The organism is Stutzerimonas azotifigens DSM 17556 (assembly GCF_000425625.1).
Taxonomy (GTDB): Bacteria; Pseudomonadota; Gammaproteobacteria; order Pseudomonadales; family Pseudomonadaceae; genus Stutzerimonas; species Stutzerimonas azotifigens.
The window spans coordinates 88,734-103,996 of the sequence record NZ_KE384418.1; the positions used below are offsets into that span (position 1 = coordinate 88,734).

A 15,263-nucleotide genomic window follows, 5' to 3' on the forward strand; every position below is an offset into this window, starting at 1 on the left:
GCCCGGCACCGTGCCGGCGCGGTCGCAGGCAGAGCCTGCTCCTACGGGTGTGCGTCGCAGCTACAGGCAGCGGGTCGCGCTTTTCCCTTCTCCCGGCGGGAGAAGGTGGCCCGCAGGGCCGGATGAGGGAGGAGAGTACCAAGCCCTCGCCCCCCAACCCTCTACCGGACCGCGACAGGGCGGTGATCCCTTCGCGATCGAGACCTCACGCTGACGCGCCCGTCAGTAGCGGTAGGGCACGCCGGCCTTTTCCATCACGGCGGTGTACTGCTTGAAGATCTCGACGACCTTGGCGCAACGCGGGCTGGTGGCGGCGATCTCGTCCCAGAAGCCCTCGGCGTCCTTGACCACCTGGTTCCATTCCTCCTGCGGGATGGTGGTCAGCTCCATCTTCTTGCCTTCCACACGCAGCTTGGCCTCGCCGCCCCAGTACCAGACCTGCCGGTAGTAGTGCGACTGGTCGATGGTGGAGAAATAGAGCTGCTTGAGGTGCTCGGGGACCTTCGACCAGCTCTCGCTGTTGACGAAATACGAGCCGCACCAGGCGCCGGTGACGTTGTTCGACAGGGCGTACTTGCAGATGTCCGCCCAGCCCACCTCGTAGGCCTCGGTGAAGCCGCACCAGGCCACGCCGTCCAGCTCGCCGGTCTGCAGCGCCACCTCGACGTCGTCCCACGGCACGGTGACCGGAATCAGGCCGTAGCGGGAGAGGAACTTGCCGGCGGTGGGCACGCCGAACACGCGCTTGCCCTTCATGTCGGCCAGCGAGCGGATCGGCTCCTTGGTGAAGATGTGCAGCGGATCCCAGGCGCCGGCGCTGAGCCATTCGACGCCCTTCACCTCGCCATAGGCCTCGGCCCAGATCTCGTTCAGGCCGTACTGCTGGAACAGCACCGGCAGGTCGAGGCTGTAGCGGGTGGAGAAGGGGAAGTAGCCGCCGAACACCGAGATGTCCACCGGCGAGGCCATGGTCGCGTCGTCCGACTGCACCGCGTCGATGGTGCCGTTCTGCAGCGCGCGGAACAGCTCGGCGGTGGGTACCAGCTGGTCGGCGTAGTAGAGGTCGATGACCATCTCGCCGTTGGCGGCCTTGTTGAAGGCCTCGATCTGCGGCTTGATCACGTGGGCGCCCAGCGGGGCGCCGGAGTAGGTCTGCAGGCGCCAGCGGATCGGCCCGCTCTGGGCGTTGATGTAGGGTGCGCCGATCGCGCTGGCGGCGACGGCCGCGCCGCCGGCCGCGGCCTGGCGCAGGAAGCTGCGGCGGCTGTGGCTGGCGTCTTCGGTGCCCGCGGTCTTCTTCGTTTCATCGGTCATGGTGCGTTCCTTCTTGTATGAGCGTGGACGATTGGAAGCGCTCGACGCCCCGCGTCGAGCGAGGCAGTTCAACGGCCGGATACCGCGTGGGGCAGCCAGAGGGCCAATTGCGGGAAGACCATGATCATCACCAGGGTGAAGACCATGATCACCACGATCGGCGAGATCGATTTATAGATGTCCAGCAGGGTGATTTCCTTGGGCGCCATGGCGCGCATGAGGAACAGGTTGTAGCCGAAGGGCGGGGTGATGTAGGCGATCTGGCAGGTGATGGTGTAGAGCACGCCATACCAGATCGCGTCGAAGCCCAGCGCCTTGACCATGGGGATGTACAGCGGAGCGACGATCACCAGCATGGCGGTGTCGTCGAGGAACATCCCGAGCACGATGAACGACAGCTGCATCAGGATCAGGATTTCCCAGGGCGACAGGCCCCAGTCGTTGAGGAACAGCCCCTGCAGCGCGCGCGAGGCGCCCAGGCCGTCGAAGATCGAGCCGAAGGCCAGCGCCGCGAGGATGATCCACAGGAACATGCAGGAGATGCCCAGGGTCTTGCGCGCGGCCTCCTGCAGGATCGCCCAGCTCAGCCGACGCTTCCACCAGGCGGCGAGGGTCGCGGCGGTGGCGCCGACCGCCGAGCTCTCCACCAGGCTGGTGATGCCCATGACGAACAGCCCGGTCATGAAGAAGAAGATCAGGAAGGGGATGACGCCGGCGCGCAGCAGCTTGAGCTTCTCGGCGCGCGGCATGTTCAGCTCTTGCTCCGAGACCAGCGGCGCCAGGTGCGGCTGCAGGCGGCAGCGCACCACCACGTAAATCAGGAACAGCGAGGCCATGAGCAGGCCCGGGATCACCCCGGCGAGCCACAGCTGGCTGACCGGCTGCCGCGCGATCATGCCGTAGAGCACCATCACCACGCTCGGCGGGATGAGGATGCCGAGGCTGCTGCCGCCCTGGACGATGCCGGAGATGAGCTTCTTGTCGTAGCCGCGGCGCAGCATCTCCGGCAGCGCGATGGTGGCGCCGATGGCCATGCCGGCCACGCTCAGGCCGTTCATCGCCGAGATGATCACCATCAGCAGCAGGGTGCCGATCGCCAGCCCGCCGCGCACGCGGCCGAACCAGACGTGGAACATGCGGTAGAGGTCCTCGGCGATGCCCGAGTCGGCGAGGATGTAGCCCATGTAGATGAACAGGGGCAGGGTCAGCATCGGGTACCAGGAGAACAGCTTGAAGGCGGCGTTGAAGGGCATTTCCACCGCGCCCTGGCCGTACAGCAGCAGGGCCGCGCCGGCGGCGACGAAGCCGATGGCGGCGAACACGCGCTGCCCCGTGAGCAGCATCAGCATCATGGTCGCGAACAGCAGCAGGGCGATCATTTCGTAGCTCATCAGAGGTGCGCTCCTCGCGCCTTGGCGACATCCTTGAAGAAGATCGAGAGCGCCTGCATGAGCATCAGGACGATGGCGCAGACCATGATCACCTTGATCGGCACCATCGACGGGTTCCAGATCGAGAAATTGCGCTGGTTGGTCTCGATGGCGTAGCGCGTGCTGGAGATCGAGCCGATCAGCAGCACGGTCAGGAAGAACATCAGGCACAGGTCGGTGAGCACGTCCAGGCGCGCCTTGGCCTTGTCGCTCAGGTGCGAATAGATCAGGTCCATGCGCACGTGGCTGTCGTTGTTCAGCGAGTAGGCGCCGCCGGCGAAGTAGTAGGCGGCGAGGGTGAACTGGGCGAACTCGATGCACCAGTGCAGCGGGATGTCGATCAGGTTGCGGGCGATGGCGCTGAGCAGCAGCACGCCGATCAGCACGAACACCAGGTTCATCGCCACCAGCCCGACCCAGCGCGAGATCTGGTCCATCTGGTGAACGTAAAGTCGTATCAGGTTGCCCATTTCGCTCCCTCGAATGCGTGGCGTTTGGCGGTCGTGTTCATGCCGAGATCACCGTGGCGCCGGCGCGCCCCAGGGCGACCTTGAGGGCCGTCGGCGGCACCGTGTCGGTGATCAGCAGGTCGATGCGTTCAAGGTCGCAGACGCGGAAGGGCGCCTGGCGGCCAAGCTTGGAGGCGTCGGCAACCACGATCAGCTGGCGCGCATGTGCCAGCATGGCGTGTGCCACTTCCGCCTCCTGCGGGTTGAAATCGGTGATGCCGGCCTCGGCGTCCAGCCCGCCGACGGTCAGCAGCGCGTAGTCGGCGCGAAACCGGCCGACCTGCTCGATGGCCTGCGGGCCGACCGTCTGCAGGTTGTCCTGGCGGAACAGGCCGCCGAGCAGGTAGACGTCGGCCTGCTCGCCGATCTCGCTGGCGATGCGGCAGGAGTTGGTGATCACCGTCAACCCGCCGATGCGCGCCAGCACCGCGGCGGCGGCGAGGGTGGTGGAGCCGGTGTCGACGAACAGCGTGTCGCCGGGCTTGACCACCCCGGCCAGGCGCTCGGCGATGCGCGCCTTGGCCTCGCGGCCCTCGGTCATGCGCTGCTGGAAGCTGCCCTCGCGGTCCGGCCGGCGCTTGCGCGCGCCGCCGTGCACCTTCAGCACCGCGCCATCCTCGGCGAGCAGCGCGAGGTCGCGGCGGACGGTCTCGGCCGACACGCCGAAGGTCTGCATGAGCTCCTCGACCGAGGCCTGGCCGCGCTGTTCGATGAAACTGTGGATGCGAATCCTGCGCTCGCGTGGTGTCACGTCCTCTCCTTTTGCGCCCTTCGTTGAAGCACGTGCGCGCCTTTATGGTGCGGTGGACGGCCAATCGGTTGACCGTTCGGTCGTTTATACTGGCGCTCTGCCCATTCGGGCAAATCCGGAAAAAGCGTTGTCTATCAAGGCCGATCCACCCAGCATAGCCTCGAGGTGGCGATATGCCGGGGTGTTTGCAGCATAGAGCAATGCAAGGATGGGTCCAGTTCTTGCTCTGTTTTCGGGCAGGTGCTTGCCACGGGCAGGGTCAATAAGTGACTGTTCGGGCGACCATATCGACATTGCCATCGCCAAAACGGCCGAGGTCACAGGGAGACTCGAATGGAAATCGGGCTGGATCAGGGGCACGGCGACGCCCGGTTCGACGTCGCCATCATCGGCGCCGGCGTGATCGGCTGCGCCATGGCGCGCCGTTTCACCCTCGAGGGCGCCCGGGTGGTCGTGCTGGAGAAGGCCACGGACGTGCTCGACGGCGCCTCCAAGGGCAACAGCGCCATCCTGCACACCGGCTTCGACGCGCCGGAAAACTCGCTCGAGCTCACCTGCGTGCGCCAGGGCTATGCCGAATACCGTCAGATCCACGAGGCGCTCAACCTGCCGCTCGACCCCTGCGGCGCGCTGGTGCTGGCCTGGAGCGAAGAGCAGGAAGCCGAGCTGGCCGGCCTGATGGCGCAGGCCCGGCGCAACGGCATCGACGACCTGGAGCGGCTGGACCGGGCGCAGGTGCTGCAGCGCGAGCCGAACCTGGCCGAGGGGGTGGTCGGCGGCTTCCGGGTGCCGGGCGAAAGCCTGATCGACCCCTGGTCGGCGCCGCATGCCTATCTGTTGCAGGCGCTGCTCAACGGCGCCGAGCTGCGCCTTGGCTGCGCGCTGCAGGAGGCGCGGTTCGAGGGTGACCGCTGGCAGCTGCGCACCAGCCGTGGCGAGGTGGTGGCACGCACCGTGATCAACTGCGCCGGGCTGTACGGCGACCGGGTCGAGGAAATGCTGCTCGGCGGCGCCAGCTTCCGCCTGCATCCGCGCAAGGGGCAGTTCATCGTCTACGACAAGAGCGCCGGGCGCCTGCTGCAGCACATCGTGCTGCCGGTGCCGACGCCGATCACCAAGGGCGTGGTGGTGTGCCGTACGGTGTACGGCAACCTGCTGGTCGGGCCGACCGCCGAGGAGCAGGACGACCGCGACGCGGCATTGCTCGAGCAGGACAAGCTCGAACAACTGCGCGCGCGCGGCGAGGCGATCCTCCCGGCGCTGGCCGGGCACCCGGTCACCGCGCTCTATGCCGGCCTGCGCCCGGCCACCGAGCGCAAGGACTACCGCATCACCGCGCATCCGCTGCGCCACTACATCGCCGTCGGCGGCATCCGCTCCACCGGGCTCAGTTCCGCGCTCGGCACGGCGCGCTATGTCTATGCGCTCTACGAGCGCGAGCTCGGCGCCTGGCACGGCGGGCTCGCCGAGCCGGTGCTGCCGCGCATGCCGAACATCAGCGAATGCGCCCCGCGCGCCTGGCAGGCGCCGGGCAACGGCGGCATCGTCTGTCATTGCGAACGGGTCACCCGCGGCGAGATCGAGGCCGCCCTCGGCGGGCCGCTGGCGGCACACACACTGGCCGGCCTCAAGCGGCGCACGCGGGTCACCATGGGCCGCTGCCAAGGCTATTACTGCAGCGCGGCGCTGGCCGAACTGACCGAGGGGCGGCTGGACCCGCCGCTCGGCGAACGTCTGCCGGGAGGGCACGGACATGCCTGAGCTGGGTTACTGGGACGTCGCCGTCGTCGGCGGCGGACCCGCCGGGTTGGCCGCGGCCACCGCCCTGCGCGAACAGGGCGTGCGCGACGTGGTGGTACTCGAGCGCGACGCCGAGGCCGGCGGCGTGCCGCGGCACTGCGGCCACTATCCGTTCGGCATGCGCGAATTCCGGCGCCTGCTCAAGGGCCCGCAGCTGGCGCAGCGACTGGTCTTCCAGGCGCTGGAAGCGGGCGTGCGGATCATCACCGGGGCCTCGGTGATGGCGCTGGAGGCGGGGCCTAGCCTGCTGGTCTCGACCGATGCCGGCGTGCAACGGCTGGACGCGCGGCGCATCCTGCTCGCCACCGGCGTGCGCGAAACGCCGCGCTCGGCGCGCCTGATCGGCGGCACCAAGCCGGGCGGGGTAATCACCACCGGCGCCCTGCAGGGCATGGTCTACCTGGCCGGGCGCCGGCCGTTCCGGCGACCGGTCGTGCTCGGCACCGAGCTGGTCTCCTATTCGGCCCTGCTCACCTGCCGCGGTGCCGGCATCCGCCCGCGGGCGATGATCGAGGAGGGCGCCCGGCCGACCGCCTGGCAGGCGGCCAATCTGCTGCCGCGGGCGCTGGGCGTGGAGACGCTGTTCTCCACGCGGGTGGTGGCCATCCACGGTCGCGAGCAGGTGACCGGCATCGACCTGCTCACGCCCGACGGGCCGCGGCATCTGGAAACCGACGGGGTGATCGTCTCCGGGCGCTTCCAGCCCGAGGCCAGCCTGCTGCGCGACAGCCACCTGCTGCTCGACCCCGGCACCGGCGGGCCGCGGGTCGACCAGTTCGGGCGCTGCTCGGACCCCGACTACTTCGCCGCCGGCAACCTGCTGCGCCCGGTGGAAACCGCCGGCTGGTGCTGGAGCGAGGGGCGCCGGGTCGCCGCCGCCCTGGCGCGCGACCTGCACGAGACGCTGCCGATCGGCTCGGCGATGAACCTGCAGCTCGACCCGGCCCTGCGCTACGTGCTGCCGCAACGCATCGAGCCGGTGGCCGAAGGCGGCCTGGCCGGCGCGCTGGAGCATCTGCAACTGCGCGTGGCGACGCCGCTGAAAGGGCGCCTGCGGGTCATGCACGAGGACCGCTGCCTGTGGCAGGGGCGCCTGAACGCGCTGCCCGAGCGCCGCGTGCTCATTCCCATCGCGCCGCTGAGCGCGCTGCCGCCCGGCGCGCAGGTGGCCATCCGCCTGGAGCCCGAGCGATGAAGGTGCTGGCGATCGATCAAGGCACCACCAGCACGCGCGGCTTCGTGTACACCACCGACGGCGCGCGCAGCCTCGTGCACAGCCACGAGCAGCAGGTCTGGCATCCGCAGCCCGGCTGGGTCGAGCAGGACCCGGAGGAACTGCTGGCGGCCATCGGCCAGTGCCTGGCCCGGACGCCGGACGTCGATGCGCTCGCGCTGGCCAACCAGGGCGAAAGCTGCCTGGCCTGGGACGCGCTGGACGGCCGGCCGCTCACCCGGCTGATCGTCTGGCAGGACGACCGCACCCGCGAACGCACCGAGGCGCTGCGCCGGCAGGGCGTGGAGGCCCTGTCGCTGGAGCGCTGCGGATTGCCGCTGGACCCGTATTTCTCCGCCTCCAAGCTCGGCTGGATTCTCGAGCAGGTCCCCGAGGCACGTGCACTGCACCGCGCCGGGCGGCTGCGCCTCGGCACCAGCGACGCCTTCTTCCTCGACCGGCTGTGCGGGCGCTTCGTCACCGACGTCACCACCGCGGCGCGCACCGGGCTGCTCGACCTGCGCAGCGGCGCCTGGGATGCCGATCTCTGCGCGCTGTACGGCGTGCCGCTCGAGGCCTTGCCAGGCATCGTCGATAGCGTCGGCGACTTCGGGGCGCTGCCGGTCGACGGCCGCCAGCTGAGCCTGAGCGTCAGTCTGGTCGACCAGCAGGCCGCACTCTACGGGCACGGCTGCCGCGCACCGGGCGACAGCAAGATCACCTTCGGCACCGGTGCCTTCGCCCTCACCGTGGCCGGCCCGCAGCCGCCGGCGGCCGGTCATGGCCCCCTGCCGACCGTGGCCTGGCGCAAGGCCGGCGAACCCACCGTGTTCGCGCTCGAAGGCGGCGTGTACTGCGCCAGCGCCGCCGTCGACTGGGCGCGCCGGCTCGGCCTGTTCGACGACTACCGCGCCCTCGAACGGTTCGATGCACCCCCGGCCGTCGAGCGCGGGCTGCTGTTCGTCCCGGCGCTCAGCGGGCTGGCCTGCCCGCACTGGGACCGCCAGGCGCGCGGCCTGTGGCAGGGCCTGTCGCTGGAGCACGGCCAGGCCGACCTGCTGCAGTCGATCCTCGAAGGCATTGCCCTGCGCGCGGCCGAGGTGCTGGCCGCCATCGAGCATCGGGTGCCGCTCGCCGGGCCGGTCTCGGTCGACGGCGGCCTGACCCGCAGCCCGTACTTCTGCCAGTTCCTCGCCACCGTACTCGAGCGCCCGGTGCTGGTCTCGCCCGACCCGGAACTCACCTCGCGCGGGCTGGCGATGCTTGCCTTCGAGGCGCTGGGCGCGGCGCCGATGCCCGCGCTGACGCCGCGGCGCTTCATGCCGGAGACGGGTGGGGCGCGGTATCGGGAGCGCTTCGCCAGGGCGCTGTCGGCATGCCGGTCCGGAGAATGAACAAGGCATTCTTCTGACTGCGACTGCGACTGCGACTGCGACTGCGGCTGCGGCTCGAAGGCGCGCTTTTCCCTTCTCCCTGCGGGAGAAGGCGGCCCGCAGGGCCGGATGAGGGTGCTGTGCGAGGGCCAGCTTCGTCGCCGCGAGGGCGCGCCGCCCATAAGGCCCTGCGTCGTGCCGGCGTGGTCGCAGGCAGAGCCTGCTCCTACAGGTGTGCGTCGCAGCCACGGGCAGCGGCTTTTCCCTTCTCCCCGCGGGAGAAGGTGGCCCGCACGGCCGGAGGAGGGGAAATGGCGAGGGCCAGCTTCGTCGCCGCGAGGGCGCGCCTCCCACAAGGCCCGGCGTCGTGACGGCGTGATCGCAGGCAGAGCCTGCTCCTACAGGTGTGCGTCGCAGCGACGGGCAGCGGCTTTTCCCTTCTCCCCGCGGGAGAAGGTGGCCCGCAGGGCCGGATGAGGGCGCGCCCGCGAGGAGCAGGGCGGCAGTAATGAAAAGGGGCCTTGCGGCCCCTTTTTGTTTATCGCGTCCAGCCGCCTCAGGCCAGCTTGAACCGCGTGACCAGCCCGTTCAGGTCGACCGCCAGCCGCGCCAGTTCCTGGCTGGCCGCGTTGGTCTGGTGCGCACCGGCGGAGGTCTGCAGCGCGAGATCGCGGATGTTCACCAGGTTGCGATCGACCTCGCGGGCCACCTGCGCCTGTTCTTCCGAGGCGCTGGCGATGACCAGGTTGCGCTCGGTGATCTGGCTGAAGGCCGCGGTGATCTGCTGCAGGGCCTCGCCTGCCGCGTGGGCGATGTGCAGCGTCTCCTGCGCCTGCTGGTTGCCGGTCTGCATGGCGGACATCGCCTGCTCGGCGCCCTGCTGGGTGCTGGCGATCATCTGTTCGATCTCGTGGGTCGACTGCTGCGTCCGGTGCGCCAGCGCGCGGACCTCGTCGGCCACTACCGCAAAGCCGCGGCCGGCGTCCCCGGCGCGGGCCGCCTCGATGGCGGCGTTCAGCGCCAGCAGGTTGGTCTGCTCGGCGATGGAGCGGATCACGTCGAGCACGGTGCTGATGTTGCGCACGCTGTCGGCCAGCTGGGTGACCTGTTCGACGGTGCTGCCGGCGTTCTCCGCCACGTGACCGATCGAAGCGATGGTCTCCTCCACCTGCTGGCGCCCGCGCCCGGCGGTCTGGTCGGCCGCGCGCGAGGCTTCCGAGGTGGCGGTGGCATTGCTGGCCACCTCGTCGACGGCCGCGGTCATCTCGTTCACCGCGGTGGCGGCCTGCTCGATCTCGTGGTTCTGCTGCTGCAGCATGCGGCTGGAGTTCTCGGTCACCGCGTTGAGCTCTTCGGCGGCGGAGGCGAGCCGGGTCGAGGAGTCGACGATGCTCTGCAGGGTGCCCCTGAGGCTCTGCTGCATCCGCTGCAGCGCGCCGAGCAGGCGCCCCGGCTCGTCGTTGCCGCTGACGCGGACGGTATGGGACAGGTCGCCGTTGGCGATCGCTTCGGCCGCCTCCACCGCTTCGCCGAGCGGCGCGACGATGCTGCGGGTGAACAGCATGGCGAGCACGACGGTCAGCCCGACGGCCAGCACGATGGAGATCATCACGCCCAGGTTGGCGCGGTCGTACTGCGCCTGCGACTGGGTGGCGACCACCTCGGCGGCGGCGTTGTTGATCTTCACCAGTTCGGCGAGCTGCGCGCCGAGCTGGATCGACAGCTTGTTGTAATCCCCGCCGAGCAGCGTGCGCACGCCCTCGATGTCGCCGGCGTTGGACAGCTCGACCAGGCGCTTGTGGATGCCGACGTAGGCGGACAGGGCCTGCTTGAACTGATTGAACTGGTTCCGTTCGGCGTCGCTGGCGATCACTTTCGAGTAGCCGTCCACCGCCGTGCTCAGTTCCTGCACCAGCTCATCGCCGCGGGCGATGGTGCTGCGCAGCTGGGCTTCTTCACGATCCACCAGGATGCGGAACGAAATGATCCGCAGGCGCAGCATCCGGTCGCTGATCGCGCCCAGCGAAACGAAGCTGGGCAGGGTGTTTTCCATCACCTCGACCGTGGCGCCGCGAATGCCCTTCATCTGGCTCTGCGCGAACAACCCGAGCACGACCACGAGCAAAGCCACGGTAGAAAACCCGAGCACCGCTCGAGGGCCTACTTTCAGGCGTCTTAACAACATCTGGAGTCTCCATCATCCGTTCTTCTGCAGCCCAAAGGCGAACGCCGTCCTGGGATTTGTCCTTTATATCGACGTGGGACGACGTTTCATTAAGGAGGTGGCCCGTAAACGGTGTTTGTATTTTTGGAAGGGACCGTTTAATGCTCGTTAATGCGCAGAGTGGACACTGGGCTGGCTGGCTCGGTCGAAATCCCGCAACCCCGGGTGCAGGCTCTGCCTGCGATGCCGGTGTCAGCGCTCCCGGGAGGCCTTGATCCGGTGCTCCCAGCGCCGCTTGGCGAAGCGCCTCATGTTGGGAATGTCGTCGGTCTCGTCCATGATCGGCTTGCCGATGATGGTCTCCATGATGTCCTCGAGGGTCGCCAGCCCGCGCCAGCCGCCGAACTCGTCATAGACGAGGCTCATGTGCTGGCGCTCGTGCAGCAGCTGCGTCATCAGGCCTTCGACGCTGGTGGTTTCGGGCACCACCTTGATGGGCTTCATGATCGAGGTCACCGGGGCGTCGTCCTCGCTGGCGGCCAGCGCGTCGTAGCGGAAGATCACGCCCAGCGGGCTTTCGTCGGGGCCTATGACCGGGTAGCGGGAGAACTGGCTGTCGCCGACCTTCGCCTTGAAGGCGCCGATGCTCTCGTCCGGCGAGGCGAAATGGCACACGGTGCGCGGCGTCATGATCTCCCGGACCCGGATTTCATGAAGGTCGAGAATGTTCCTGATGACGCGCTGCTCGTCCTCGTCGAGGGTGTCCAGCTCGCGGCCCAGCACGGTGAGCGCCTTGATTTCCTGGCGGATGTCCGGCTCCGGCTCCTTGCCGCCGAACAGCCGCATGATCATGTCGGAAAGCAGGATGAAGGGCTTGAGCAGCCAGATCATCGCGTTCAGGAACGGCGGCAGGTAGGGGGCGAGCACCGGCCAGTAGCGGGCGCCGATGGTCTTCGGAAGGATTTCCGAGAGGACCAGGATCAGGATCGTCATCACCGCGGACGCGATGCCGAGATAGCCGCTGCCGAAGACGACCGTGACCTGGGCGCCGACGCCCGTCGCGCCCACGGTGTGGGCAACGGTATTGAGCGTCAGGATGGCCGCCAGCGGCTGGTCGACCTTGTCCTTCAGCGCTTTCAGGCGCTTGTAGAGCTTGGGCCTGGCTTCCTTCTGGTGGGCGATGTAGCTGGGCGTCAGGGAGAGGAGTGCGGCTTCGAGAATGGAGCACAGGAATGAAACGAGGATGGACAAGACAGCGAACGCTATCAGAAGGGTCATGAGCCAGGGGATCGTCGCTACGGGACCGTCACTGTACAGCAAGGCCCCGCGCCGACGGCGCGAAGCCGGGTGGGACGCTGCAACATTTCATTTCCTCCGCTGGACGCCGCCGTTCGCTGGAGTCTAGACCGCGGCGGCGAGAAGGCTCCGCCAGGGCAGGCGAGGTATCAGACGAGCGGGGAGCCCAGGGGCGGGTGCTGTTTTCCGTGCCTGATCATCCAGCGGATCATGCTCGTCAGCGACACCTGGTGATGATTCACCGCACCCCAGAGACAGCGATCGTCGCCGTACAGCTCGACATAGCGGCTGAGTATCAGCTGGCGGTGGTCGGCGGAGAGCCGCAACTCGATCTCCCGGCAATGCAGCGTCGCGTCGTCGAGCGCCCTCAGCCGGTGGTGCAACAGCAGCTTGTCGTCAGCGATTCGCATCGTCCCCTCCGTATTCGCAATCCAGGGCCTTGCCCATCTTGCCTTCCACCACGAACTGGGCGCGGCGCTCCGCCACCGTGTCGCGCAGCGCCGCGTAGTAGTCCGGCTCCTGGCGCAGGGTGTCGGTCATCGGCAGGGTCTCGGCGCGGCCATCGACGACGCCGCAGACGGTATTGACGGTGCCCAGGGTGTCGAGGGTGTCGCTGTTGCCGCCGAAGGGGTCGACGGCGAAGCCCAGCACCCGGCCCGTCGCGTCACGCAGGCTGGAGGTGCCGAACAGCGGCAGCTCGACGGTCGGACCGCTGGCGATGTTCCAGACGCCGAAGGTCTGGCCGAAGTCGGCCTTGTGGCGCTCCATCCCGAAGCGGCCCGACACGTCGATCAGGCCCACCACGCCCAGCGTGGTGTTGGTCAGGAAGCGCCCGGCCGTCGTCAGCGAGCGCCTGGGGTTGCCTTGCAGCAGGTCGTTGATGAACACCTTGGGCTCGCCGAAGTTGGCCACGAAGTTGTGCACGCCGCTCTGGACGAACTGCGGAAGATGGCGATATCCACGCGCGACCGGGCTCAGTACGTAATCGTCCAGCGTCCGGTTGAAGGCGAAGATGCCGCGGTTGACCGGCTCGGCAGGGTCGCTGACCGTGTAGGGAAGGTCCTCGCAGCCGGCCGGCAGCGTGGGCGGTGTACTGGCACAGCCGCTGGCGAGTACGGCGAACAGGGCGATGGCCGCAGGACGAGGAATGGATGACGCGGAATGGACGATTGGCATGGCGGGCTACCTGGCAAGAACTGGCCGTGATCCTGCCCGCGCTTTTTTGCCCCAACATGTCCGGTGTATTGCCCGGCGGTCGCTTTATTGCCCGATTGAAATATATGACGGCGCGCGCCGGATGGTCTTAGATAGTCGCTCCCGATTTCCTTCCGGTAGCCACTTCCGTGATCCGTTTATTGCTGGTTGATGATGACCTCGAAGTGCTCGCGCTGCTGAAGCGATTCCTCGAGCAACACGGTTATTGCGTGGACGTGGCAACGGACGGGCCCACGCTGTGGCAGGCCGTCGAGCGCCAGCTGCCGGACCTCATCATCCTGGACGTCATGCTGCCCGGGGAGAGCGGCTTGGTGCTCTGCCAGCGGCTGCGCGCCGAACACGCCGTGGCGATCATCATGCTGACGGCGATGAGCGAGCTCAGCGATCGTGTGGTGGGGCTGGAAGTGGGCGCCGACGACTACCTGACCAAGCCCTTCGATGCGCGGGAGCTGCTCGCCCGGGTGCGCGCGGTGCTGCGGCGCACGGGAGAGGCCAGGCGTGTCCTGAACGAGAGGCCGCGGCCGATCCTGGAGTTCGCCGACTGGCAGCTGGATGTCACGCGGCGCGAATTGCGCTCGCCGGAGAAGGTCATGATCCCGCTCTCCGCCGGGGAATTCGAGCTGCTGCTGGTGTTCGCCGAGCACCCGCGCCGGGTGCTGACCCGCCAGCAACTGCTCGACCTGACGCGGGGCGAGGCCTACGACGCCTTCGATCGCAGCATCGACGTCCAGGTCAGCCGCCTGCGCCGCAAGCTCGACACCGACCCGACCCGCGTGCCGATGATCCGCACCGTGCGCAACAGCGGATACCTCTTCACCCCCAGCGTGATGGTCAGGCAATGAGCCTGGCGCGCCGGCTCCAGGCGAGCGTGCGCATCCCGCGCGACACCGTGGCCCGGTGGATCGCGCTGACCACCCTGGCGGCGATGCTCACCGCGCTCTTGCTGAACGGGCTGTTCACCCTGCTAGCCGGCGTCTGGGCACGGCCGCCACTGATGGAAAGCGGCCTGATGGAGCGGCTCGCTACCGTCGCGCGGGTCATCGAGTCGGTGGCGCCCGGGCAGCGGCCCGCGATCGCCGACGCGGCCAGCGACGCCTCGTTCAATGTCGAATGGATGCAGCAGCACGACGAGGCCCGGGTGCCTCCTCTCGACGAGCCCGGCTTCAAGGTCGGCTCGGCTCACCTGCGGCGCCTGCTGCAGCGGCCGGATGCGAAGATCGAGGCGTACGAACCGAGCGACTGGCCGCGGCACCAGGCGGGCAAGCGCTATGCCCTGCTGATCGAACTGAGCGACGGCTCCTGGGCCGCCTTCTCGGTGCCTAGCCGCAGCTGGGGCCTGGATGCGGTGCCGCGCAACCTGATCGTCCTCACGCTGGTCGTGCTCTCGACCATCGCCGTCGCGCTGGTCGCGACCCGGCACCTGGCCGGGCCGCTGGAGCGCTTCGCTCAGGGCGCCCGGCGCTTCGGCGTCGACTTCAGGGCGCCGCCGATCCCGGTCGAAGGCCCGCAGGAAATCCGCCAGGCCATCACCGCCTTCAACGCCATGCAGGCCCAGCTGCAGCACTTCATCCACGACCGCACGCAGATGCTGGCGGCCATTTCCCACGACCTGCGGGCACCCCTGACCCGCATGCGCCTGCGCGGCGAATTCATCGACGACGAGGAGCAGCAGTCCAAGCTGTTCAAGGACGTCGACGAGATGCAGGCCATGGTCAACTCCGCGCTGGAGTTCTTCCGCGACGAGGCCATGCTCGAGCAGGCGACCGCCTTCGACCTGGCCGAGCTGCTGCACACCATCGTCGACGACTTCAAGGACGTGGGCACGGACGTGACACTGGCCGCGCCCCGGCGCTTCGTCTACGTCGGCCGCCCCATCGGCATCAAGCGGATGGTGATCAACCTCGTGGAGAACGCCATCAAGTACGGGCGCGAGCCCTGCATCGAACTGCGCGGCAGAAGGCGCTGCGTGGAAATCCGCGTGCTGGACCGCGGCCCAGGCATCGCGCCGGAACACCAACAGGCGGTGTTCAAGCCGTTCTACCGCGTCGAGGGCTCACGCAACAAAAGCACCGGCGGCGTCGGCCTCGGCCTGTCGGCGGCACACGCCATCGTGCTCGAGCACGGCGGCAAGCTGGAACTGCGCAACCGGCAAGGGGGCGGGCTGGCGGTGAGGGTTGTCTTGCCGTTGGCGTAGGGGA

13 protein-coding genes are annotated in these 15,263 nt (G+C 68.4%); 5 read left to right on the forward strand and 8 right to left on the reverse strand.

Annotated elements, in window-relative coordinates; all coding sequences use genetic code 11:
* Positions 1-222 precede the first annotated feature (222 nt).
* The 4 genes from H610_RS0120245 to H610_RS0120260 form a co-directional block, all read right to left on the reverse strand.
* Complete coding sequence (locus H610_RS0120245) at positions 223-1,314, reverse strand: TRAP transporter substrate-binding protein (RefSeq protein ID WP_028241359.1); 1,092 nt, start codon at positions 1,312-1,314, stop codon at positions 223-225.
* 68 nt (positions 1,315-1,382) lie between these two features.
* A complete protein-coding gene (locus H610_RS0120250; RefSeq protein WP_028241360.1) occupies positions 1,383-2,705 on the reverse strand; it encodes a TRAP transporter large permease in 1,323 nt (440 codons plus the stop codon).
* Entirely contained in the window at positions 2,705-3,214 is a 510-nt protein-coding gene (locus tag H610_RS0120255) for a TRAP transporter small permease subunit (protein WP_028241361.1), read from the reverse strand. Before H610_RS0120255 ends, H610_RS0120250 begins: the two co-directional genes overlap by 1 nt.
* A gap of 37 nt (positions 3,215-3,251) precedes the next feature.
* Positions 3,252-4,004 (reverse strand): DeoR/GlpR family DNA-binding transcription regulator, encoded by a 753-nt coding sequence (locus H610_RS0120260; RefSeq protein WP_028241362.1) that lies wholly within the window; start codon positions 4,002-4,004, stop codon positions 3,252-3,254.
* Positions 4,005-4,337: 333 nt separating this feature from the next.
* Here H610_RS0120260 and H610_RS24290 point away from each other — a divergent pair, with 333 nt between their 5' ends.
* From H610_RS24290 to H610_RS0120275, 3 genes are read left to right on the forward strand one after another with little or no spacing between them, the layout of a single operon-like run.
* On the forward strand, positions 4,338-5,765 hold the full coding sequence (locus H610_RS24290; RefSeq protein WP_051231891.1) for an NAD(P)/FAD-dependent oxidoreductase: 1,428 nt from the start codon (positions 4,338-4,340) through the stop codon (positions 5,763-5,765).
* Positions 5,758-6,999 carry an NAD(P)/FAD-dependent oxidoreductase gene (locus tag H610_RS0120270; RefSeq protein ID WP_028241363.1) on the forward strand — a complete coding sequence of 414 codons (1,242 nt, stop codon included), beginning with the start codon at positions 5,758-5,760 and terminating at the stop codon, positions 6,997-6,999. Before H610_RS24290 ends, H610_RS0120270 begins: the two co-directional genes overlap by 8 nt.
* Positions 6,996-8,411 carry an FGGY family carbohydrate kinase gene (locus tag H610_RS0120275; RefSeq protein ID WP_028241364.1) on the forward strand — a complete coding sequence of 472 codons (1,416 nt, stop codon included), beginning with the start codon at positions 6,996-6,998 and terminating at the stop codon, positions 8,409-8,411. Before H610_RS0120270 ends, H610_RS0120275 begins: the two co-directional genes overlap by 4 nt.
* 535 nt (positions 8,412-8,946) lie before the next feature.
* On the opposite strand, the gene H610_RS0120280 is transcribed toward H610_RS0120275, so the two are convergent.
* The 4 genes from H610_RS0120280 to H610_RS0120295 form a co-directional block, all read right to left on the reverse strand.
* Complete coding sequence (locus tag H610_RS0120280) at positions 8,947-10,575, reverse strand: methyl-accepting chemotaxis protein (RefSeq protein WP_028241365.1); 1,629 nt, start codon at positions 10,573-10,575, stop codon at positions 8,947-8,949.
* A gap of 231 nt (positions 10,576-10,806) precedes the next feature.
* Positions 10,807-11,832, reverse strand: coding sequence for a CNNM domain-containing protein (locus tag H610_RS0120285; protein WP_028241366.1), 1,026 nt, complete (start codon positions 11,830-11,832; stop codon positions 10,807-10,809).
* Between the two features lie 167 nt (positions 11,833-11,999).
* On the reverse strand, positions 12,000-12,260 hold the full coding sequence (locus H610_RS0120290) for a hypothetical protein (protein WP_028241367.1): 261 nt from the start codon (positions 12,258-12,260) through the stop codon (positions 12,000-12,002).
* Positions 12,247-13,026 (reverse strand): MlaA family lipoprotein, encoded by a 780-nt coding sequence (locus H610_RS0120295; protein WP_028241368.1) that lies wholly within the window; start codon positions 13,024-13,026, stop codon positions 12,247-12,249. The genes H610_RS0120290 and H610_RS0120295 overlap by 14 nt, the downstream gene beginning before the upstream one ends.
* 167 nt (positions 13,027-13,193) lie before the next feature.
* Between H610_RS0120295 and H610_RS0120300 the strand changes: the two genes are divergently transcribed.
* Together H610_RS0120300 and H610_RS0120305 are read left to right on the forward strand one after the other, a co-directional pair.
* Positions 13,194-13,907, forward strand: coding sequence for a response regulator (locus tag H610_RS0120300; RefSeq protein WP_043239168.1), 714 nt, complete (start codon positions 13,194-13,196; stop codon positions 13,905-13,907).
* Entirely contained in the window at positions 13,904-15,259 is a 1,356-nt protein-coding gene (locus H610_RS0120305) for an ATP-binding protein (RefSeq protein WP_028241370.1), read from the forward strand. The genes H610_RS0120300 and H610_RS0120305 overlap by 4 nt, the downstream gene beginning before the upstream one ends.
* Positions 15,260-15,263 lie beyond the last annotated feature (4 nt).

Coding starts and splice junctions, on each gene's coding strand:
- H610_RS0120245 (WP_028241359.1), bottom strand. CDS start 1,314: ATGACCGATGAAACGAAGAAGACCGCGGGCACCGAAGACGCCAGCCAC.
- H610_RS0120250 (WP_028241360.1), bottom strand. CDS start 2,705: ATGAGCTACGAAATGATCGCCCTGCTGCTGTTCGCGACCATGATGCTG.
- H610_RS0120255 (WP_028241361.1), bottom strand. CDS start 3,214: ATGGGCAACCTGATACGACTTTACGTTCACCAGATGGACCAGATCTCG.
- H610_RS24290 (WP_051231891.1), top strand. CDS start 4,338: ATGGAAATCGGGCTGGATCAGGGGCACGGCGACGCCCGGTTCGACGTC.
- H610_RS0120270 (WP_028241363.1), top strand. CDS start 5,758: ATGCCTGAGCTGGGTTACTGGGACGTCGCCGTCGTCGGCGGCGGACCC.
- H610_RS0120275 (WP_028241364.1), top strand. CDS start 6,996: ATGAAGGTGCTGGCGATCGATCAAGGCACCACCAGCACGCGCGGCTTC.
- H610_RS0120280 (WP_028241365.1), bottom strand. CDS start 10,575: ATGTTGTTAAGACGCCTGAAAGTAGGCCCTCGAGCGGTGCTCGGGTTT.
- H610_RS0120285 (WP_028241366.1), bottom strand. CDS start 11,832: ATGACCCTTCTGATAGCGTTCGCTGTCTTGTCCATCCTCGTTTCATTC.
- H610_RS0120290 (WP_028241367.1), bottom strand. CDS start 12,260: ATGCGAATCGCTGACGACAAGCTGCTGTTGCACCACCGGCTGAGGGCG.
- H610_RS0120295 (WP_028241368.1), bottom strand. CDS start 13,026: ATGCCAATCGTCCATTCCGCGTCATCCATTCCTCGTCCTGCGGCCATC.
- H610_RS0120305 (WP_028241370.1), top strand. CDS start 13,904: ATGAGCCTGGCGCGCCGGCTCCAGGCGAGCGTGCGCATCCCGCGCGAC.